Origin of the sequence: Achromobacter aegrifaciens (genome assembly GCF_902859735.1) — a bacterium.
Lineage (GTDB): Bacteria > Pseudomonadota > Gammaproteobacteria > Burkholderiales > Burkholderiaceae_B > Achromobacter > Achromobacter aegrifaciens.
This window is the reverse complement of the sequence record NZ_CADIJY010000003.1, coordinates 575709-594686: the sequence shown is the minus strand read 5'-3', so window position 1 is coordinate 594686 and position 18978 is coordinate 575709. Positions and strand designations below refer to the sequence as shown.

The following is an 18978-nucleotide window of genomic DNA, read 5'->3' as shown; positions in this document are numbered from 1 at the left end:
CCCTCATGGAATTTAGCACACAGACCACTGCTTCCCTGCACCAAGTCAAGACCGCCGCCCTGGCCGTCGGGGTCTATGCGGAAGGCGTGTTGAGCCCCGCCGCCGATCTCATCGACCGCGCTTCCAATGGCGCGGTGCGTTCGGTGGTCAAGGCCGAGTTCCGCGGCCGCGCCGGCTCCACGCTGACCCTGCGCAACCTGCCCGGCGTGTCCGCGCAGCGTGTGGTGCTGGTGGGCCTGGGCAAGCAGGAAGAATATTCTGCCCGCGCCCACGCCTCGGCCGAGCAGGCCTTCGCCGCGGCTTGCGTATCGGCGCAGCTGGCTGAAGGCGTGTCCACGCTGGTCGCCAATCCGATCGCCGACGTGGCTGTCATCGCGCGCGCCCGCAGCGCCGCCATCGCAGCCGGCAACGCCACCTATCATTACGACGCCAGCTTCGGCAAGCCCGACCGCGACGCCCGTCCCAAGCTCAAGAAGATCGTCCAGGTCGTCGAGCGCGCCGACGCGGCCCAGGCCCAGAAGGGCCTGCGCGAAGGCGGCGCCATCGCCAACGGCATGGACCTGACCCGCACGCTGGGCAACCTGCCCGGCAATATCTGCACGCCGACCTACCTGGGCGAGACGGCCAAGCGCCTGGCCCGCGAGTTCAAGTCGCTGAAGGTGGAAGTGCTGGACCGCAAGCAGGTCGAAGCGCTGGGCATGGGCTCGTTCCTGTCGGTCGCGCGCGGCTCCGAGGAGGCGCTGCGCTTCATCGTCCTGCGCCATGCCGGCAACAAGGCCGCCAAAAAGACCGCCAAGGGCGCGCAAGGCCCCATCGTGCTGGTCGGCAAGGGCATCACCTTCGATGCCGGCGGCATCTCGCTCAAGCCCGCCGCCACCATGGACGAAATGAAGTACGACATGTGCGGCGCCGCCAGCGTGCTGGGTTCGTTCCGCGCCCTGGCCGAACTGGAGCTGCCGCTGGACGTGGTGGGCCTGATCCCGGCTTGCGAAAACCTGCCCAGCGGCAAGGCCAACAAGCCGGGCGACGTCGTCACCAGCATGGCTGGCCTGACCATCGAAATCCTGAACACCGACGCCGAAGGCCGCCTGGTGCTGTGCGACGCACTGACCTACGCGGAACGCTTCAAGCCGTCCGCCGTGATCGACATCGCCACCCTGACCGGCGCTTGCGTGGTGGCCCTGGGCAACGTCAATAGCGGCCTGTTCTCCAAGGACGACGCGCTGGCCGATGCGCTGGCCGCGGCCGGCCGCCAGTCGCTGGATACCGCATGGCGCATGCCGATGGACGACGCCTACCAGGAACAGCTCAAGTCCAACTTCGCCGACCTCGCCAACATCGGCGGTCCTCCGGCGGGCGCGGTCACGGCGGCCTGCTTCCTGTCGCGCTTTGCCACCTCGTACCGCTGGGCCCACCTGGACATCGCCGGCACCGCCTGGCGCGGTGGCAAGGACAAGGGCGCCACCGGCCGCCCCGTGCCGCTCCTGATGCAGTACCTGCTGGACCAGGCTTGAAACGGCAGCAACGGAACCCGGCATGACGCGCATCGACTTCGCCTTCGGCGCGCCCGACCGCTTGCGCACCGCCTGCCAGGTGGTGCGCAAGCGCTACCTGGCAGGGCAGCGGCTGGTGGTGTACTGTAGGGATGGCTCCCGGCTGGCCGCGTTCGACCGCATGCTCTGGGCCTTCGACGACACTTCTTTCGTGCCGCACGTGTTGGCCAACGATCCGCTGGCGGGCGAGACTCCTGTAATTCTCACTGCCGGCGATCCGAAACAGGCCGCGGCCGCGGCGGGCCAGGGCGGACAGCCCCAGCCGTCCTGGCTGCTGAACCTGGACCTCGACTGCCCTCCGGGTTTCGAAGCCTTCGAGCGCCTGCTTGAAATCGTCTCGGACGACCCCGACGACAAGCAGGCCGCCCGCCAGCGCTGGCGGACCTACCTGGCCGCGGGCCACACGCCGCAAAGCCACGACCTCAGCCGCCAGCAGCCGGACGGCTGAACGCGCCGGCCTTGCGGCGCGCCACCTCGATCACCCGGGAGCCATCATGCCCTCTCGCCACGCCGACCCCGGCATCCCTACCCTGACCCAGCGGGCCGAGCCCGCGCTCTACCCGCCGGCGTCCCCGGACGACGCGGACATGCCCGTGCTGACCGACCTGGCCGACGATGGCGAGCAGGGTCATGACGACGACGCCTTTCCGCTACTGACGGAAGTGGCGGACGACGCAGATGCGTCCCCTGATATCATTCCGCCGGCAGCCGCCGTCCTGGCTGCGCCTCCCGCGGCGCCGGACGCCGCGGTCCTGAGCGCCCGCCTTCAGGCCGAGGTCGAGCAGCTGATGCGCGAAGCCCTGGCCGAGGCCATCGAACAGATCCAGGCCCGCATGGACGCGGAATTGCCGCGCATCGTCGCCAGGGTGCTGCAGGACGTCAGGCCGGGTTGACCCGTCTGGAACCTATTTCGCGCCTCTGGTCTAATCCTAGGCAGAACTGGATTCTTCAGGGAACTGTAAGGTATCCTTCCCATCTAAGCCTTCTAGGCAACCATTACTCTGCCGCACACAGGAGTTCTCAATGAACGAATATCGTCCGTCCCCTTTTAACCGTTCCGGCGCCGTAGCCGGCGCGCCGGGCGAGGTCGCGCGCAACCAGGTGCTGCGCAACACCTATTGGCTCTTGGCGCTCTCGCTGATCCCGACCGTGCTGGGCGCGGCCGTCGGCATGTACACCGGCATCAACCGCATCATGGGCGCAAGCCCCGGCCTGTCCGCCATCGTGTTCCTGGTGGGCGCGTTCGGCCTGATGTTCGCGATCGAAAAGAACAAGAACAGCTCGCTGGGCGTGGTCCTGCTGCTGGCCTTCACGTTCTTCATGGGCGTGATGCTGTCGCGCCTGCTGGGCTTCGTCATGGGCATGAGCAACGGCTCGCAGCTGGTCATGACGGCCTTCGGCGGCACCGCGATCGTGTTCGGCACGATGGCCACGCTGGCCACCACCATCAAGCGCGACCTGTCGGGATTGCAGAAATTCCTGTTCATCGGCGCGGTCGTGATCCTGGTGGCGGCCCTGGCCAACATCTTCCTGCAACTGCCCGCGCTGATGCTGACCATCTCGGTCCTGGCCATCGTCATCTTCTCGGCCTTCATGCTGGTCGACCTGCAGCGCGTGGTCAACGGCGGCGAAACCAACTACGTGTCCGCCACGCTGGCCATCTACCTGGACGTCTACAACGTCTTCTCGAACCTGCTGATGCTGCTGGGCATCTTCGGCGGCAACCGCGAGTAATCGCAACGCTGCCAAACCGGCACAAAGAGCCTACATTCACGTGTAGGCTCTTTTTTTACCTTGGGCCTGCATTCACGTGTAGGCCCTTTTCTTTGCCCCTCCCGGGCGCCCTTTCCCGCTGGAGCCACGCCATGCCCGACCGCCGCCGCTTCCTCCAGACCGCTGCCGCCGCCGCCCTGACCGGGCCGGCCTGGACGGCCCGCGCCCTCAGCGTGGTAACTCCCATGCACAGGCGGAACATACCCGCCTCCGGCGAGGCGCTGCCTGTGATCGGCCTGGGCACCGCCGACACCTTCAACGTCTCCCCCGCCGACAAGGCCGCCATGGCGCCGCTGGCGCAGGTGCTGGATACGCTGCTGCAGAAGGGCGGCAAGCTGATCGACACCGCGCCCAGCTACGGGCAGGCGGAAGCGGTCACCGGCGCGCTGCTGGCGCGCGACGGCGGCGTGCGGGCCAGGACCTTCCTGGCGACCAAGATCAGCACGCAGGGCCACGAGTCAGCCATGCGCCAGGTGCGCCAATCGCAACAGGCGCTGGGCAGCGACAAGCTCGACCTGGTCCAGGTGCACAACCTGATCGACACCGCCAACCAGCTGGCGCTGCTGCGCGAACTGAAGCAGCAAGGCATGATCCGCTATCTGGGCATCACGCACTACACCGACCATGCCCACGACGAACTGACCGAACTGGTCGAACGCGAAAAGCCCGATTTCCTGCAGATCAACCTGTCCGTAGCCGACCGCAGCGCCGAAAAACGCCTGTTGCCCGCCTGCCAGGCCCACGGCGTCGCGGTGCTGATCAACCGCCCGTTCCAGGACGGCGCGCTGTTCCGCCGGGTCAAGGGGATGGCGCTGCCCGAGCTGGCCGCCGAGATCGATTGCGGATCCTGGGCGCAGATCTTCCTGAAGTTCATCATCGGCCATCCCGCGGTCACCGCCGTCATTCCCGCCACTTCCAAGCCGGCCAACATGGCGGACAACGCGCAGGCCGGCTTCGGGCCGCTGCCGGACGCCGCCATGCGGGAACGCATCGCCGCGTTGCTGGCCTGACGCCATGGCGTCCGCCCCCGGCAGCTTGCCAGGCCGCGCCGCGCAGGCCTTGGGCATTCCGCAGGAAGAACTGGCGCCGGCAGCCTGCGGCTTCGCGTTTTTCTTCTTTCTGTTCTGCGGCTATTTCATGCTGCGGCCGATACGCGAGACCATGGGCATCCAGGCGGGCGTCGACCAGCTGCAATGGCTGTTCACCGCGACCTTCATCGCCATGCTGGCCGTGGTGCCGCTGTTCGGCTGGCTGTCGGCGCGCGTGCCGCGCGCCATGCTGGTGACCTGGGTCTATGCCGCCTTCGCGCTCAGCATGGCCGGCTTCGCCGCCCTGCTCCATCTGCGCCCCGGCAGCGTCTGGGCGGCGCGCAGCTTCTACGTCTGGCTGTCGGTCTTCAACCTGTTCGTGGTCTCCATCGCCTGGAGCCTGATGGCCGACGTATTCCGCATGGAGTCCGCCAAGCGCCTGTTCGCGCTGATTGCCGCGGGCGCCAGCGCCGGCGGGCTGGCAGGCCCGCTGTTGGGCGGCCTGCTGGCCGGCGCGCTCGGTCCGGCCGGCCTGTTGCTGCTGTCGGCGCTGCTGTTGACCGCCACCCTGCCCCTCAAGCGCTGGCTGCTGCGCTGGCGCGCGGCCCACCGCGAGGACGCGGCGTCGGACGACATGCGCCGACCGCTGGAAGGTTCGATCCTGGCCGGCCTCTCGCGCATCTTCCAGTCACCTTACCTGCTGGGGATTTCGCTGCTGGTGATCCTGCTGGCCACGCTCAACACGTTTCTCTACATGGAGCAGGCGCGGCTGGTGGCGCATGCCTTTACCGACACGGCCCAGCGCATCCGGGTCTTCAGCGCGCTGGACTTCACGGTGCAGGCGCTGTCGCTGCTGTCGCAGCTCTTCATCACCGGGCGCGTGGCCACGCGTCTGGGGCTGCGCTTCCTGCTGACCGCCGTGCCGCTGACGATGACGGCCGCTTTCCTGGCGCTGGCGGCCTTTCCCGTCTTCGGCGTGCTGGCCGCGGCCATGATCGTGCGCCGGGTCGGCGAGTACGCGCTGATCCGGCCGGGGCGCGAAATGCTGTTCACCGCAGTCTCGCCCGAAGACAAGTACAAGACCAAGAACGTCATCGACACCGTGGTCTACCGCGCGGGCGATGCGGCCAGCGGCTGGGTCAAGGCGGGCGTGGACATGCTGGGCTACGGCCCGGCGCTGATCGCCGCGCTGGGCGCCCTGTGCGCGCTGGCGGCCGCCGCCGTGGGCCACGGGCTGGGACGGACCGCCGACCGGCGCAATGCGGACAGGTCTTAGGTTTTATTGAACATCCATCTCATTGAAACAAACGTATTCCCCAGGCCGCGACCGCACAATGGCGCAGCTCTCAATGCCTGGGGAAACGTCATGAAACGCACCGCCTGTCTTGCCGCCGTGTTGCTAAGCCTGGCCGCGCCCGCCGCGCTGGCCGCCTATCCGGAACGCGCCATCACCCTGATCGTGCCGGCCGCAGCGGGCGGCAACGCCGACATCACCGCGCGCCTGGTGGGCCAGGAAATGAGCCGCCAGCTGGGCCAGCCCGTGGTCGTGGAGAACCGCGTCGGCGCGGGCGGCCGTATCGGCACCCAGGCCGTGGCGCGCGCGCCGGCCGACGGCTACACCATCGGCTATGCCCACGTCGGCACGCTGGTGCTGCACCGGTTCCTGTTCAAGCAGCAGCTCTACGACCTGGACCGCGACATCGCCGCCATCGGGCTGGTGGCCGAAACGCCCAACGTCATCGTGGTGAACGCGTCCTCGCCCTATCGCGACCTGAAGGGGTTCATCGAGGCCAGCCGCGCCCAGCCGGAGCGCCTGACGATGACCTCCGCCGACCCGGGCACCACCAGCGAGGTCGGGGTCAAGCTCTTCATCGCCCAGACCGGCGCCGCCGTGCGCCAGATCCCGTACAAGGCCACGGCCGCGCAGTTGTCCGACCTGCTGGGCGGCCATGTCGATTCCATGATGGAAAACCTGCCGCCACTGATCGGCAACCTGAAGGATGGCCGCTTGCGCGCGCTGGCGGTCACGACCAAGACCCGCGCCGCCTCCAATCCGGACGTGCCGACGGTGGCGGAGCAAGGGTATCCCGACTACGAGCAATCGGCCTGGAGCGCGCTGGTCGCGCCCGCCGGCACCCCGCCCGAGGTCATCGCGCGGCTGAACGCGGCAATGAACGCTGCGCTGCGCTCGGACGGCGTCAGCAAGGAACTGCGCAGCCGCTCCCAGGAACCGCTGGGTGGCACGCCGCAGGACGTACAGAACCAGATACGCAAGGAGCTGCCCAAATGGGAAGGCATCATCAAGGCCGCCGGCACGACGCTGGATTGAACCGGATCGTCACATCAGCAGGAGCCGCCGCATGGCCACGGTAAGCCGCGAGGACTTTTCCTGCGCCGCGGCGACCAACGCGTCGGCCTACCGGCGCGTCACCATACCGATGCTGCGGATCGAGGCGGGGCCTGGCCCCGCCGTTGCCTTGATGGCGGGCGTGCATGGCGACGAATGGGAAGGCCAGGCCGCCATCCTGGAGCTGTGGCGCCTGCTGCCCGGCATCCTGCAACGCGGCACGGTCTACCTGCTGCCCGCGGCCAACGCCGAGGCCTCGCTGGCGGGCACGCGCCTGTCGCCGTCCGACGGCGGCAACCTCAACCGCGCTTTCCTGGGCGCCCCCGCGCGCGGCTACACGGAAAGCGTGGCCGCCGCGCTGGAAGCCCGGCTGCTGCCGCGCATACAGGCGCTGGTGGACGTGCACAGCGGCGGCGCGTCGCTGCGCTACCTGCCCTCGTCGGTCATCACGCGCTACGGCGACGACGCCTACGACGAACGCCTGCCCGCCCTGGCGCGAGCCTTCGGGCTGCCCGATTGCATGTACTTCCGCGGCACGGAGTCCGGCTCCATGCCGGCCGCCGCCAGCCGCCATGGGGTGCTGCGCCTGAGCGCCGAGATCGGGGGCGGCCGCGAAACCAGCCAGGCGCTGGTCGACCGCTGCCGCGACGGCCTGCTGGGCTGCCTGGGCGAGCTCGGCCTCCTGCCCGACCGCCCGCCCGCGCGCCGCCCCGAGGTCCGCCTCTATGACCTGGACGCTCCCGCCGCCACCCTGCGCGCCAGCGAGGCTGGCGTGTTCGTGCCCGCTGTCGAACTGGGACAACTGGTCAATGCGCGCCAGCGCATCGGCCAACTGCTGGAACCCGCCCGACCCGACATGGCGCCGCGCGCGCTGACCAGTCCGCAGGCCGGCACTGTCGTGTGCCTGCGCGCCATCGCCCGCAGCGACGACGGCGATTGCCTGCTGCAAGTCGCGCCCGCCCTTCCCCTCGATTCCCTTGCCTCGAAGTATTGACCCATGCAGATGAACCCTAGCTTGTCCGGCCTGCGCTGCATCCGTTGCGCCAGCCTGTGGCCGCCGGCCGATTACCCCGAAGGCTGCCCCAGCTGCCTGGAAGCCGGCCACCCCGCCAGCCTGGAGTGCCTGTACGAACCCTCGGCCGACGGCGCCATGCCCCTGCCGGTGCTGGACGCCGTCACGCTGGGCGAAGGCGCCACTCCCTGCCTCGCCGCGCCCGCGCTGGCGCAGACCGAAGGCGTGGGCCAACTCTGGTTGAAATGCGAAAGCGCCAACCCCACCGGCAGCCACAAGGACCGCATGGCGGCCCAACTGGTGTCGCGCGCGCGCCTGGCCGGCGCCACCCGCGTGGCGGCCGCCTCCAGCGGCAATGCCGGCGTCTCGCTGGCCGCCTATTGCGCCGCCGCGCGGCTGGAAGCCGACATCGCCATCACCACCAACTGCCCGCCCTTGCAGCGCGAGGCCATGCAGCGCTTCGGCGCCCGGCTGACCGCCTTCGAGGACAGCCTGAGCCGCTGGCCCCATGTCGAGGACCTGTGTCGCAACCACGGCGCCTTCGCCGGCACGAACTATCTGAATCCGCCCGTGGGCACCCACCCCTACGGCGTGGAAGGCTACAAGCCCATCGCGCAGGAGATCCTGGAAAGCTGCGGCGTGCCCAGCGACATCGTGGTGCCCACCGCGCGCGGAGATCTGCTGTGGGGCATCTTCCTGGGTTGGCAGCATCTGCTGCAAACCGGCCGCATCGCGCGTTTGCCGCGCCTGCATGCGGTGGAGCCGTACGCCCGCCTGTCGCGCGCGCGCGCCACGGGCGACGCGCGCAAGCAATGGGACGGCGTGACGGACCAGTATTCGATCGCGGGCAGCACCAGCACGCTGCAATCGCTGGAAGCCTTGACGCGTTCCGGCGGCACGCCGGTGGAGATCTCGGACGCCGCGGCCGCGCAAGCGCAGCAGCGGCTGGAACGCATCGGCCTGGCGACCGAGCTGTCATCGGCCGCGGCGCTGGCTGCCGTGTCGCGGCTGCGGCGCTCGGGCTTGTTGGATGCGGAGTCGTCCGTGGTGTTGATCGTGACCTCGGACGGGCGCCGCGGCTAGCGCCCGGGGGCCGGCTTCGGCACGCTAGACGCCGAAGCTTTCCACCAGCGGCGCCAACGCGCCGCGCAGGCAGGTCGCCCAGAACTTGCCCGCCTCGGACAAGGGGCGGCTGCCATGCAGGATCATGTGGCATTCGAAATGCACCGGCGCGGCCAGCGGGCGATAGCACAGGCCCGCCGCCGCCATGCCGACTGCCGTGGCCGGGTTGGCGATGCCCACGCCATGCCCCGCCAGCGCCAGTTGGCACACGGTGCTGGAATAAGGCGTCTCGATGGCCACCTTCAGGCTCTGCCCCGCTTGCGCCAACAGCGCGTCCAGGCGCTTGCGCGAGCCGTCCTCGGCGTTCAGCGCGATCACGTCGGCGTCGGCCAGGTGCGAAAAATCCACTTGCTCCAGCCGCGCCAGCGGATGCCCCTTGGGAAAAACCGCCACGGCGCGCAAACTGGCCAGCCGGTGGCCGCGCAAGCCTTCGAGTTCGGATTCGTCGGCCACAGCTGCCAGGTCCAGCTCGCCCGACACCACCATGTCGCGCAAGGTATTGGAATCCCGGATCTGCAGATACAGGCCGGTATCAGGATAGCGCTCGCGAAAGCGAGCAATAGTGTCGCTGATGATGGCGCCGCTATAGGCATGGATGCAGCCGATGCGCAGCCGTGGCTGCGCCGCGCCGCGGATGGCGCGGATCTTGCGGCCCAGGCTTTCCAGCCCGACGTTCAGGCGGCGGATTTCTTCATACAGCAGGGTCGCCTCGGGCGTGCGCTGCATGCGCTGGCGTACGCGCTCGAACAGACGCAGCTCGATGCTGGCTTCGAGCGCGGCCAGGGTCGCGCTGACGGTGGCGGGCGACACGTCCAGCCGTCTGGCAGCGGCGGTGACGCTTTCCGTTTCATAGACGGTGCGGAAGGTCTCGACCTGCTTGAGCGTGAAGGTCATGGCCGGATCGCGCTGCGCTCAGATGCGTTGCAGGTCCAGCAACACGCGGCGGGTCGACAAGGGACGGCCCGCCAGGATTTCGGCCAGCCGTTCGCGCAGGTCGCGGCGCAGGGCCGGCTCGATCGCCGGGTCGTCGAAATCGGGGGGATCCTCGTCCACGCCATAACCGGTTTCGCGCAGCAGCGTCCATTCGAAGCGGCGCAGCGCGCCCGCGGCGCGGGTGCCGCCGGACAACTGCTGCAAGGCGAAGTCGTAGGCGTCGAACAACAGCGGATGGGCATCTTCGCGCGGCAGCAGCCGCAGCAGCAGTTCGTTCATATACCAGGCCGACATCAGCGCGGTGCCGGTCAGCGGCCGGATGCCCGCGATCTCGGCGCGCGTCAGCGTCTTGACCTCGCCATTGCCGGTCCACGACAGCAGCAGCGGCTGGAACGCGGACAACACGGGACGCAGGACGGAATACGGGCGCTTCGCGCCCTTGGCGACCATGGCCACACAGCCGTGATCGCGTGAGAAAGTCTGAACGATGAGGGAGGTTTCACGCCACGCGGTGGCGTGCAACATGTATCCGGGGCGATCCTGGACGCGAGGCGCCCGTCTACTCATAGCCCAGATCGCGGAGCGCACCCTCGCGGTCGGACCAGCCCTTGCGCACCTTGATGTAGACCTCCAGGTGCACCGGCTTGTCCAGCAGCTTGGCGATGTCCTGCCGCGCCTCCGTGGCGATGCGCTTCATGTGCATGCCGCCCGCGCCCAACAGGATGGGCTTGTGGCTGTCGCGCTCGACCACCACGCAGGCATTGATGCTGGCGCCCTTGCTGGTCTCTTCCCATTGCTCGATGACGACGGTACAGCCGTAAGGCAGTTCGTCGCCAACCAGGCGGAAGATCTTCTCGCGCACCAGTTCGGCGGCGATGAAGCGCATGGGGCGGTCGGTCAGCGTGTCTTCCTCGAACATCGGCTCGCCTTCCGGCAGGCGCGACGCGATTTCTTGCAACAGCTGATCCAGCTGCTGGTTCTTGGTGGCGCTGACGGGCACCACGGCGCCGAACGGATGCAGCGCCATGATCTTGGACACGAAGGCGAACAGGTCGTCGCGGTTCTTCAATGCGTCGATCTTGGAGACGACCAGGATGGTGCGTTCCGGCGCGGGCAAAAGCGGCAGCAGCTTGGCGTCGCCCTCGGACCATTTGCCGGCTTCCACCACATGCACCACCACGTCCACGTCGGCCAGGGCCTGCGTGACCACGCGGTTCATCATGCGGTTCATGGCGCCGCCATGGCGAGTCTGGAAACCCGGCGTATCGACGAATACGAACTGCTCGTGCTCGCGCGTCAACACACCGTGGATGCGGTGGCGCGTGGTCTGCGCCTTGCGCGACACGATGGAAATCTTGGAACCGATCAGGGCGTTCGTCAGGGTGGACTTGCCCACGTTGGGGCGGCCCACGATGGCGACGAAGCCGGTACGAAAAGGGGTATCGCTCATTTAGTCTCTTGAGCCACTGCCACCGGCAGCGACAATTGCGCGGTTTTGCGCGCCTTGCCCGACTTGCGGGCAGCCTTGGTCGCCGGGCTGACGGCCAACGCGGCCTCCAGCGCCAGCTTGGCCGCCGATTGCTCGGCGGCGCGGCGGCTGGCGCCGGGCGCCATCACCTTGATCTCGAGCGCCGGAATGGCGCACTCGACTTCGAACTGCTGGCTATGGGCCGCGCCATGCGTGGCCACCACCGTGTACACCGGCAGCGCCAGCTTGCGGCCCTGCAGGAATTCCTGCAGCAAGGTCTTGGCGTCCTTGCCCAGGGTCTTGGGATCGACCGAAGCCAGCACCGGCTGGTACTGGCGCACGATCACGCGACGGGCGGCGTCGAAACCCGCGTCCAGGAACACGGCGCCGAACAGGGCTTCGACCGTGTCCGCCAGGATGGAAGGCCGGCGGAAACCGCCGCTCTTCAATTCGCCTTCGCCCAGACGCAGGTATTGCGACAGTTCCAGCCGCTGGGCGATATCCGCCAGCGAGGCCTGCTTGACCAGATTGGCGCGCAGGCGCGACAGATCGCCTTCGTCGATTTTGGAATAACGCTCGAACAGCATCGCCGCAACGACGAAGTTCAGCACGGAATCCCCAAGGAATTCCAGGCGCTCGTTGTGGCGCGCACCGTGGCTGCGGTGCGTCAGCGCCTGTTCGAGCAATGCCGAATCACTGAAGTGGTGATCCAGGCGGTTTTCTAGCGTGGCTAGCGACATAATCAGTTGAACCGGCCGATGCGGCTGAGATCGCTGAAATTCATCCAGATGAAGAACGCGCGGCCGACGATATTGGCTTCCGGTACGAAGCCCCAGTATCGGCTGTCGGCGCTGTTATCCCGATTATCGCCCATGGCGAAAAACTGCCCCTCGGGTACTTTGCAGCGTACCCCATTACGGCTGTATTGGCAGTTCTGGCGGTTGGGAAATTGCCACATCGGGCCATACTCCTGCGGCTTGCCCTCATCCAGCAGGATTTTGTGCTCAACGTCGCCCAACTTCTCTTTATATTGCGCAATATATGACACACGATCCGGCTCGAAGTAGTCGCCGTCGCGCTCATGCGGCACCAATTCGCCGTTGATGTAGAGCTTTTTGTCCAGGTAGGCGACCTCGTCGCCCGGCAGGCCGACCACGCGCTTGATGTAGTCAACGTCCGGATCCACGGGGTAGCGGAACACGAACACGTCGCCGCGCTGGGGCTTGCCCACCTCGATGATCTTCTTGTCGATGACCGGCAGGCGCAGGCCGTAGCTGAACTTGTTCACCAGGATCAGATCGCCCGATTGCAGGGTCGGCAGCATCGAGCCCGACGGAATGCGGAACGGCTCGACCACGAACGAGCGCAGCATGAACACGAACAGGATGACGGGGAAGAAGCTGACGGCGTATTCGATCCACCACGGCATGCGGCGCGCGGCGTCGCCGGCTTCGCGGCGCAGGCGCTCGGCTTCCTGGGCGTCGCCGACCAGGGCCGTATCGTATTGCGCCATTGCCGCCTGGGCCCGGCGTTCGCGGCCCTTGCGCAGCACTGCCAGATCAAGCACCCAGATAATGCCGGTCAACACCAGCAAAACAAAAAGAATCAGGGCAAAGTTCCAACTCATCAGCTAACCGCCTTTTCGGGTTCTATTTGTCTTCCACTTGCAGGATGGCCAGGAACGCCTCCTGCGGAATTTCCACGCTACCCACCTGCTTCATGCGCTTCTTGCCGGCCTTCTGCTTTTCCAGCAGCTTCTTCTTGCGCGAGATGTCGCCGCCGTAGCACTTGGCCAGCACGTTCTTGCGCAGCGCCTTGACGTTTTCACGCGCGATGATTTCGGCGCCGATGGCGGCCTGGATCACCACGTCGAACATCTGGCGCGGAATCAGGCCGCGCATGCGCGTGACCACGTCGCGGGCGCGATGGCGCGCGTTGCTGCGGTGGACGATCACGGCCAGCGCGTCGACGCGGTCGTTGTTGATCAGCAGGTCCACGCGCACCACGTCGGCCGAGCGGTACTCCAGGAACTCGTAGTCCATCGAAGCGTAGCCGCGCGACACCGACTTCAGCTTGTCGAAGAAGTCCAGCACGATCTCGGCCAGCGGGATCTCGTACACCAGGTGCACTTGGCGGCCGTGGTAGCTCATGTTGACCTGCACGCCGCGCTTGTTATTGCACAGCGTCATGACAGGACCTACGTAGTCCTGCGGCATGAACAGCGTGACCTTCACGATGGGTTCGCGGATGTCGGCGATCTTGCCGATTTCCGGCATGCGCGACGGGCTTTCCACGGTGATCACGGAACCGTCGCGCTGTTCGACCTCGTATACCACCGACGGCGCGGTGGTGATGATGTCCATGTCGAATTCGCGCTCCAGGCGCTCCTGCACGATTTCCATGTGCAAAAGACCCAGGAAGCCGCAACGGAAACCGAAGCCCAGCGCCTGCGACACTTCCGGCTCGAACATCAGCGCGGCGTCGTTCAGCTTGAGCTTTTCAAGCGAATCGCGCAGCTGGTCGTATTCGGAGCTTTCCACGGGGTACAGGCCCGCGAACACCTGCGGCTTCACTTCCTTGAAGCCGGGCAGCGGTTCGGCTGCAGGCTTGTTGGCCAACGTGACGGTATCGCCCACCTTGGCGTCTTCCAGCTGCTTGATGCCGGCGATGATGAAGCCCACTTCGCCCGCCGACAGATGCGGACGCTGTTGCGACTTCGGCGTGAACACGCCGGTCTGCTCGCAAAGGTGGGTGGCGCCGGACGCCATCAGCAGGATCTTGTCCTTGGGCTTGAGCACGCCGTTGATGATGCGCACCAGCATCACCACGCCCACGTAGTTGTCGAACCACGAATCGATGATGAGGGCCTGCAGCGGCGCGTCGGGATCGCCCTTGGGCGGCGGCACGCGGGCCACGACCATTTCCAGGATCTCGTCGATGCCCATGCCGGTCTTGGCGCTGGCCAGCACCGCCTGCGAGGCGTCGATGCCGATCACATCCTCGACTTCCTGGCGGGCGCTGTCGGGATCAGCCTGCGGCAGGTCCATCTTGTTCAGCACGGGCAGCACTTCCACGCCCAGCTCGATGGCGGTGTAGCAGTTGGCCACGGTCTGCGCTTCCACGCCCTGCGAAGCGTCCACCACCAGCAGCGCGCCTTCGCAGGCTGACAGGGAGCGGCTGACTTCATACGAGAAGTCCACGTGCCCCGGGGTGTCGATCAGGTTCAGGTTGTAGACCTTGCCGTCCTGCGCCTTGTAGTGCAGGGCCGCGGTCTGGGCCTTGATGGTGATGCCGCGCTCGCGTTCGATTTCCATGGAATCGAGGACCTGCGCCGACATCTCGCGATCCGCCAATCCGCCGCAGCGCTGGATCAGGCGATCGGCCAGGGTCGATTTGCCGTGATCGATGTGGGCAATGATGGAGAAGTTGCGAATATGCTGCATGCTTGAAGTTATAAGGGACGGAACACTCGGCACTGGGCCGGAAGACACCGCCGCCGGAATACGCACGGCTGACGAGGAGGGTGCCAACGGGCCTGGCCCGGGCAAAACAAGGGGGCGCCATGCGCCCCCTCTTGCGGCAACCAGGCATTTTAGCCGGTCTTGCGCCTTTTTTCTGCGGACTCGGAAGACGGGCCCGGCATTACTTCGATGCCGGCACCGCCACCCACTGCGTCTGGTCGCCGCGGCGCACCAGCAACCCTGCGGCGCGGCCCTTGTCCAGCTTGGCCACGAGTTCGCCGAACTGCTTGGCGCCCGTGACGTCGGTGTCGTTCAGGGCCAACACGATGTCGCCTTCCTGCAGGCCGGCCTTGGCCGCAGCGCCTTCGGCCACCTTGACCTGGACGCCGCCCTTGATGCGCAGCTTCTTCTGCACGTCGGCCGGCACGTCGACCACGCCCAGACCCAGCGCATTGGTGACTTCCGGGACTGGCGGCGCGCCCTTCTTGCTGGCGCCCGCGGCCTTCTCGGTCGGGATCTCGCCCACCTTGACCGTCAGCGTCAGGTTCTTGCCCTTGCGCCACACTTCCATGTCGGCGCGCGTGCCCGGCTTGGTTTCGCCCACGATGCGGGGCAGGTCGGACCAACGCTTGATGGGTTCGCCGTTGAACTTGAGGATCACGTCGCCCGGCTGCACGCCTGCCTGCTCGGCAGGACCATCGGCTTCCACGCTGCTGACCAACGCGCCTTCGGCCTTGGGCAGGCCGATGGCTTCGGCCACGTCCTTGCCCACTTCGCCGATCTGCACGCCGACGCGGCCGCGCGTGACCTTGCCGGTAGCGCGCAACTGGTCCACCACGCGCATGGCTTCGTCGATCGGAATGGCCAGCGAAATGCCCATGAAGCCGCCGCTGCGCGAAATGATCTGGGAATTGATGCCCACCACCTCGCCTTGCAGGTTGATCAGCGGACCGCCCGAGTTGCCCGGGTTGACCGCCACGTCGGTCTGGATGAACGGCAGGTATTCGCCGGTATCGCGGCCGATGGCGCTGACGATGCCGGAGGTCACGGTGGAATCCAGGCCGAACGGCGAACCGATGGCCAGCACCCACTGCCCCTTCTTCAGCTTCTTGGGATCGCCGATCACCAGCGGGGTCATGTCCTTGGCTTCGATCTTGATCAGCGCCACGTCGGTGCGCTCGTCCGTGCCGATGACCTTGGCCTTGAACTCGCGGCCGTCGGTCAGCGTAACGTAGATGTCCGTCGCATCCACCACCACGTGGTTGTTGGTCAGGATGTAGCCGTCATCGGAAATGAAGAAGCCGGAACCCACGCCGCGCGGCACGGTGCGCTCTTCGGGCTGGGATGGCTGCGGACGCTGACGCGGCGAGGGGCCGGGCTGAGCGCCGCCGCCGGGCGGCTGGAATTCGGGGCCGAAGAACCAGCGGAACAGTTCATAGGGATCATTGCCGCCGCCGGGGCCCATGCCGCGCACCGGCACCGTGGCCGTGGTGCGGATGTTGACGACCGCGGGGTCGGCCTTTTCGACAATGCTAGTGAAATCAGGCAGCGTCACCGTCGGCGCCTGGGCGACGGCGGCAGGCACATAGGCGCCGGCCAACATGACGCTGGCCGCGGCCGCCACCAGAAAGCGCCGGAAAAAAGCATTCGACACTGTCATTGCTTTCATAAGTGTTACTCCGAAATTGCTGCTTGCCACACCCGGCCGATCACTTGGACTCGGCCCCGGGGGCTGCTGCCGCAGGCGCGGCGGGCACGTATTCAGTGGCTTGCGCCAGCTGCTCCAGCGTCGCGATGGGCACTTCGCCCACGGCGGTCAGCCAGAAATCAGCGATGCGCGTGCCATAGACCGTGATCGCCCCGCGCTGCGCGGCGCCGTGGGGAGGACGGTGGCCGCGCTGGCTGTCGTAGGGTTCGATGAACACGGAAATGGCCGCCAGTCCGTCGGACAATACCATCTGGTTGACCGTAATGCCCTTCCCCATCGAACGGGCCACCTGCATGACGGCCTTGAAGCCCTTGGGCGCCGGGATGCGCCACCCCTGGGCAGCCAGATCCACCGGTTTCATCGAGGGTTCCAGCACCTTCCAGTCGCGCGTGCTCCAGCGCGAGCTCAGCAACTGGGGATCGACTTCCGAGCCCAGCCGCAGCGAGGTGAAGGACACCTGCTCGACCACGCCGCGGGCGGCGTTCAGCGTCTGGGCCTTGAGCAGCAGATTGGTTTCGACGTCCGCGCACAGCCGGTAGCCGTAGCGCAGCTTGTCCAGCGGCTCGATCGTGATCAGGCGGCATTCGCGCCCGGCCACGCGGTGCAGCGCGGACTCGGCGTGGATCTTGTAGTGCTCGGACAGGTTGGCCGCGTCGCCCAGCAGCAGACCGGGGAAGCGGTCGCCTCGGCGGCGCTCCAGCAACACGGTCTTGCGCTCGGGCAGCAGACACTGCACGTCTTCGTTGTGACGCAGGTACTCGCGGGGCTGGCCGTCGAGGATTTCCAGGCGTTCGCGTTCACCGGTGCCGTCCACCACGTGCACCAGGCGCGAGGACTGGATCGTTTCGCCCTGCTGGTACATGAAGACGCCCGCGTAGTCCTGCTTGCGGGCGGCTTGTTGGATGCGGGTCAGCAGTTGGACCACGTCATCGGTGACGGCAGGCGCGGCATCGGCCGCGCGCGCGGGTTCGTGCGCAGCCAGGAAAGCGGTCAAAAGCGTGGCGGCAAACCAGCCGGCGCGGTGGGCCTGCAGCGTGGCGGCCCGGCCCAGCACCGGCCAGCGCGATGGAAGCACCAACGCCATCAGCGCCCCACCCCGGTGTCAAAGGACACCTGGCGCACGGCGCTCGGGCCAGCCATCTGGCGATGCGCTTCCAGGTAGTCGCGCAAGCCCGAATCGTCGGCAGCCGCGGCGGGCGAGCTGGCATCGGCCAGTACGCGGACTTCGGTCGCCGGTTCGCCGGTCAGGTAAGGCTGCGCCACCCAGGCGACGGTCGCCACGGCAGCGGCCACCGCCAGGCCGGACAGGCCGACCCGCAATGGCGAGCGGCGCCGAGGCGCCGCAACAATGGGCAATTCCGCGTCCAGCGCCCGTGCCAGGCGGGCCTGGAAGGCCGCGCTGGGGGTCAGCGCCAGATCGGCGTTGCGCAGGGAATCACCGATCAGATGATAGGTGTCCCAGGTCTCGCGCCCCTCGCGGGACAACAAGCCGGGAAAGATGTCGTCGGATTCCTCTCCGTCCATCCAGGCGGAAACCGACTCCTCCCAGGAGGACTCGGCGATCACAACGGATTTGGCTGCTGTTTGCATGACTGCCACTCCTTACCAGCGACGCTCGGCATCGGTGCCTAGCAACGGACGCAACTTGGTGGCGATGGCTTCACGCGCACGAAAAATGCGGGAACGCACCGTACCTATCGGGCAATCCATGCTCTGGGCGATGTCTTCGTAACTCATACCTTCGATTTCACGCAGGACAATTGCGGTACGCAATTCTTCCGGCAATTCCTCAATAGCCGCGTTCACCGTCTCGGCGATTTCGCGGCTGGCGACCATGGATTCCGGCGTGCTTATATCGGTTAGGTTGTCGGTTTCGTTAAAAGTTTCACCGTCTTCCGTTTCTATCGCATTGGGCGCGCTGGGACGCCGGCCCTGCGAGGCCAGCCAGTTGCGCGCCGTGTTGATGGCGATCCGGTACAACCAGGTGTAAAAGGCGCTCTCCCCACGGAATTGGGGCAAGGCGCGGTAGGCCTTGATGAAAGCCTCCTGGGCCACGTCCTCGATTTCCGCGGGGTCGCGGATCATGCGGGCCAGCAGACGGAGAATCTTGCGCTGGTACTTGAGCACCAGCAGGTCGAAAGCCTTCTTGTCGCCCCGCTGGACGCGCGCGACAAGCTCGGCGTCGACTTCGCGCTCGCTCATGACGCCTCCCGCAGGCTGGGCGCCGGACGGGCAGGCCGCGCCGCGCCGGCCAGCAGGCACAGGCGCCGCCAGGACTCGGGGCGCAACGTCCGCTGCCAGACGGTGAGGGTGATTGTGCTGTTGGTAAAGGCCGTACTCCCGGTGGACAAGGGCTGCAAAGTGAGCGTCAGCCAGCGGGGACCACGCTGTTCTCGCAACAGCCTTGCGTCCTGCCAGCCTTGCGGCAGGCGTACCTGCCAGCTCCCTGCCCCGGCTGCCGCGCGCAACGCGGATACGGGGGACAGGCTGCTCCGTGCCGAGTGTAACAGCCCGGCCAGCACAAGCAGGAGCGCAATCGCCGCGCCCGCTGCCCATGCCATGCCGTGCCAGGA

Annotated in this window: 19 protein-coding genes; 9 read left to right on the top strand and 10 right to left on the bottom strand. The window is 67.0% G+C overall.

From position 1 onward, the window contains the following. The first annotated feature begins 5 nt into the window (after positions 1-5). The 9 genes from HV766_RS12755 (at position 6) to HV766_RS12715 (ending at position 8796) form a co-directional block, all read left to right on the top strand. Positions 6-1514 carry a leucyl aminopeptidase gene (locus HV766_RS12755; RefSeq protein ID WP_054450650.1) on the top strand — a complete coding sequence of 503 codons (1509 nt, stop codon included), beginning with the start codon at positions 6-8 and terminating at the stop codon, positions 1512-1514. Positions 1515-1536: 22 nt separating this feature from the next. Continuing rightward, positions 1537-2001: a DNA polymerase III subunit chi gene (locus HV766_RS12750; RefSeq protein ID WP_175181240.1), complete on the top strand. Its 465-nt coding sequence runs from the start codon at positions 1537-1539 to the stop codon at positions 1999-2001. Positions 2002-2047: 46 nt separating this feature from the next. Then, the gene (locus HV766_RS12745; RefSeq protein ID WP_119450967.1) at positions 2048-2446 is read left to right on the top strand and encodes a hypothetical protein; all 399 of its coding nucleotides are present in this window, start codon (positions 2048-2050) and stop codon (positions 2444-2446) included. Between the two features lie 130 nt (positions 2447-2576). Beyond that, entirely contained in the window at positions 2577-3287 is a 711-nt protein-coding gene (locus HV766_RS12740) for a Bax inhibitor-1/YccA family protein (RefSeq protein WP_054450644.1), read from the top strand. Between the two features lie 131 nt (positions 3288-3418). Next, positions 3419-4336: an aldo/keto reductase gene (locus HV766_RS12735; protein ID WP_054450642.1), complete on the top strand. Its 918-nt coding sequence runs from the start codon at positions 3419-3421 to the stop codon at positions 4334-4336. A gap of 4 nt (positions 4337-4340) precedes the next feature. After that, entirely contained in the window at positions 4341-5630 is a 1290-nt protein-coding gene (locus HV766_RS12730) for an NTP/NDP exchange transporter (protein WP_175181239.1), read from the top strand. A gap of 90 nt (positions 5631-5720) precedes the next feature. Beyond that, entirely contained in the window at positions 5721-6683 is a 963-nt protein-coding gene (locus HV766_RS12725; protein WP_054450638.1) for a Bug family tripartite tricarboxylate transporter substrate binding protein, read from the top strand. 31 nt (positions 6684-6714) lie between these two features. After that, a complete protein-coding gene (locus tag HV766_RS12720) occupies positions 6715-7695 on the top strand; it encodes a M14 family metallopeptidase (protein WP_175181238.1) in 981 nt (326 codons plus the stop codon). Between the two features lie 3 nt (positions 7696-7698). Next, positions 7699-8796, top strand: a complete 1098-nt coding sequence (locus tag HV766_RS12715; RefSeq protein WP_054450634.1) for a pyridoxal-phosphate dependent enzyme — start codon at positions 7699-7701, stop codon at positions 8794-8796. Positions 8797-8820: 24 nt separating this feature from the next. On the opposite strand, the gene HV766_RS12710 is transcribed toward HV766_RS12715, so the two are convergent. From HV766_RS12710 to rpoE, 10 genes are all read right to left on the bottom strand, one after another. Beyond that, positions 8821-9729, bottom strand: coding sequence for a LysR family transcriptional regulator (locus HV766_RS12710; RefSeq protein WP_054450632.1), 909 nt, complete (start codon positions 9727-9729; stop codon positions 8821-8823). Between the two features lie 18 nt (positions 9730-9747). Next, a complete protein-coding gene (gene recO / locus HV766_RS12705) occupies positions 9748-10335 on the bottom strand; it encodes a DNA repair protein RecO (protein ID WP_054450631.1) in 588 nt (195 codons plus the stop codon). Then, the gene (gene era, locus HV766_RS12700; RefSeq protein WP_054450629.1) at positions 10328-11218 is read right to left on the bottom strand and encodes a GTPase Era; all 891 of its coding nucleotides are present in this window, start codon (positions 11216-11218) and stop codon (positions 10328-10330) included. The genes recO and era overlap by 8 nt, the downstream gene beginning before the upstream one ends. Beyond that, a complete protein-coding gene (gene rnc / locus HV766_RS12695; protein WP_054450627.1) occupies positions 11215-11976 on the bottom strand; it encodes a ribonuclease III in 762 nt (253 codons plus the stop codon). Before rnc ends, era begins: the two co-directional genes overlap by 4 nt. A gap of 2 nt (positions 11977-11978) precedes the next feature. Then, on the bottom strand, positions 11979-12863 hold the full coding sequence (lepB, locus tag HV766_RS12690; RefSeq protein ID WP_054450625.1) for a signal peptidase I: 885 nt from the start codon (positions 12861-12863) through the stop codon (positions 11979-11981). 22 nt (positions 12864-12885) lie between these two features. Further along, positions 12886-14679 carry a translation elongation factor 4 gene (gene lepA, locus HV766_RS12685; protein WP_054450623.1) on the bottom strand — a complete coding sequence of 598 codons (1794 nt, stop codon included), beginning with the start codon at positions 14677-14679 and terminating at the stop codon, positions 12886-12888. Positions 14680-14878: 199 nt separating this feature from the next. Beyond that, positions 14879-16366, bottom strand: coding sequence for a DegQ family serine endoprotease (locus HV766_RS12680; RefSeq protein ID WP_054450621.1), 1488 nt, complete (start codon positions 16364-16366; stop codon positions 14879-14881). A 40-nt stretch (positions 16367-16406) separates the two neighbouring features. Beyond that, complete coding sequence (locus HV766_RS12675) at positions 16407-17489, bottom strand: MucB/RseB C-terminal domain-containing protein (RefSeq protein ID WP_054450619.1); 1083 nt, start codon at positions 17487-17489, stop codon at positions 16407-16409. After that, positions 17489-17995 carry a sigma-E factor negative regulatory protein gene (locus HV766_RS12670; protein ID WP_054450617.1) on the bottom strand — a complete coding sequence of 169 codons (507 nt, stop codon included), beginning with the start codon at positions 17993-17995 and terminating at the stop codon, positions 17489-17491. The genes HV766_RS12675 and HV766_RS12670 overlap by 1 nt, the downstream gene beginning before the upstream one ends. Before the next feature lie 12 nt (positions 17996-18007). Then, complete coding sequence (rpoE, locus tag HV766_RS12665) at positions 18008-18607, bottom strand: RNA polymerase sigma factor RpoE (RefSeq protein WP_006389292.1); 600 nt, start codon at positions 18605-18607, stop codon at positions 18008-18010. Positions 18608-18978 lie beyond the last annotated feature (371 nt).

Coding starts and splice junctions, on each gene's coding strand:
- era (WP_054450629.1), bottom strand. CDS start 11,218: ATGAGCGATACCCCTTTTCGTACCGGCTTCGTCGCCATCGTGGGCCGC.
- HV766_RS12755 (WP_054450650.1), top strand. CDS start 6: ATGGAATTTAGCACACAGACCACTGCTTCCCTGCACCAAGTCAAGACC.
- HV766_RS12675 (WP_054450619.1), bottom strand. CDS start 17,489: ATGGCGTTGGTGCTTCCATCGCGCTGGCCGGTGCTGGGCCGGGCCGCC.
- HV766_RS12715 (WP_054450634.1), top strand. CDS start 7,699: ATGCAGATGAACCCTAGCTTGTCCGGCCTGCGCTGCATCCGTTGCGCC.
- HV766_RS12750 (WP_175181240.1), top strand. CDS start 1,537: ATGACGCGCATCGACTTCGCCTTCGGCGCGCCCGACCGCTTGCGCACC.
- HV766_RS12710 (WP_054450632.1), bottom strand. CDS start 9,729: ATGACCTTCACGCTCAAGCAGGTCGAGACCTTCCGCACCGTCTATGAA.
- HV766_RS12735 (WP_054450642.1), top strand. CDS start 3,419: ATGCCCGACCGCCGCCGCTTCCTCCAGACCGCTGCCGCCGCCGCCCTG.
- lepB (WP_054450625.1), bottom strand. CDS start 12,863: ATGAGTTGGAACTTTGCCCTGATTCTTTTTGTTTTGCTGGTGTTGACC.
- rpoE (WP_006389292.1), bottom strand. CDS start 18,607: ATGAGCGAGCGCGAAGTCGACGCCGAGCTTGTCGCGCGCGTCCAGCGG.
- rnc (WP_054450627.1), bottom strand. CDS start 11,976: ATGTCGCTAGCCACGCTAGAAAACCGCCTGGATCACCACTTCAGTGAT.
- HV766_RS12680 (WP_054450621.1), bottom strand. CDS start 16,366: ATGAAAGCAATGACAGTGTCGAATGCTTTTTTCCGGCGCTTTCTGGTG.
- HV766_RS12730 (WP_175181239.1), top strand. CDS start 4,341: ATGGCGTCCGCCCCCGGCAGCTTGCCAGGCCGCGCCGCGCAGGCCTTG.
- HV766_RS12720 (WP_175181238.1), top strand. CDS start 6,715: ATGGCCACGGTAAGCCGCGAGGACTTTTCCTGCGCCGCGGCGACCAAC.
- HV766_RS12670 (WP_054450617.1), bottom strand. CDS start 17,995: ATGCAAACAGCAGCCAAATCCGTTGTGATCGCCGAGTCCTCCTGGGAG.
- recO (WP_054450631.1), bottom strand. CDS start 10,335: ATGAGTAGACGGGCGCCTCGCGTCCAGGATCGCCCCGGATACATGTTG.
- HV766_RS12740 (WP_054450644.1), top strand. CDS start 2,577: ATGAACGAATATCGTCCGTCCCCTTTTAACCGTTCCGGCGCCGTAGCC.
- HV766_RS12725 (WP_054450638.1), top strand. CDS start 5,721: ATGAAACGCACCGCCTGTCTTGCCGCCGTGTTGCTAAGCCTGGCCGCG.
- lepA (WP_054450623.1), bottom strand. CDS start 14,679: ATGCAGCATATTCGCAACTTCTCCATCATTGCCCACATCGATCACGGC.
- HV766_RS12745 (WP_119450967.1), top strand. CDS start 2,048: ATGCCCTCTCGCCACGCCGACCCCGGCATCCCTACCCTGACCCAGCGG.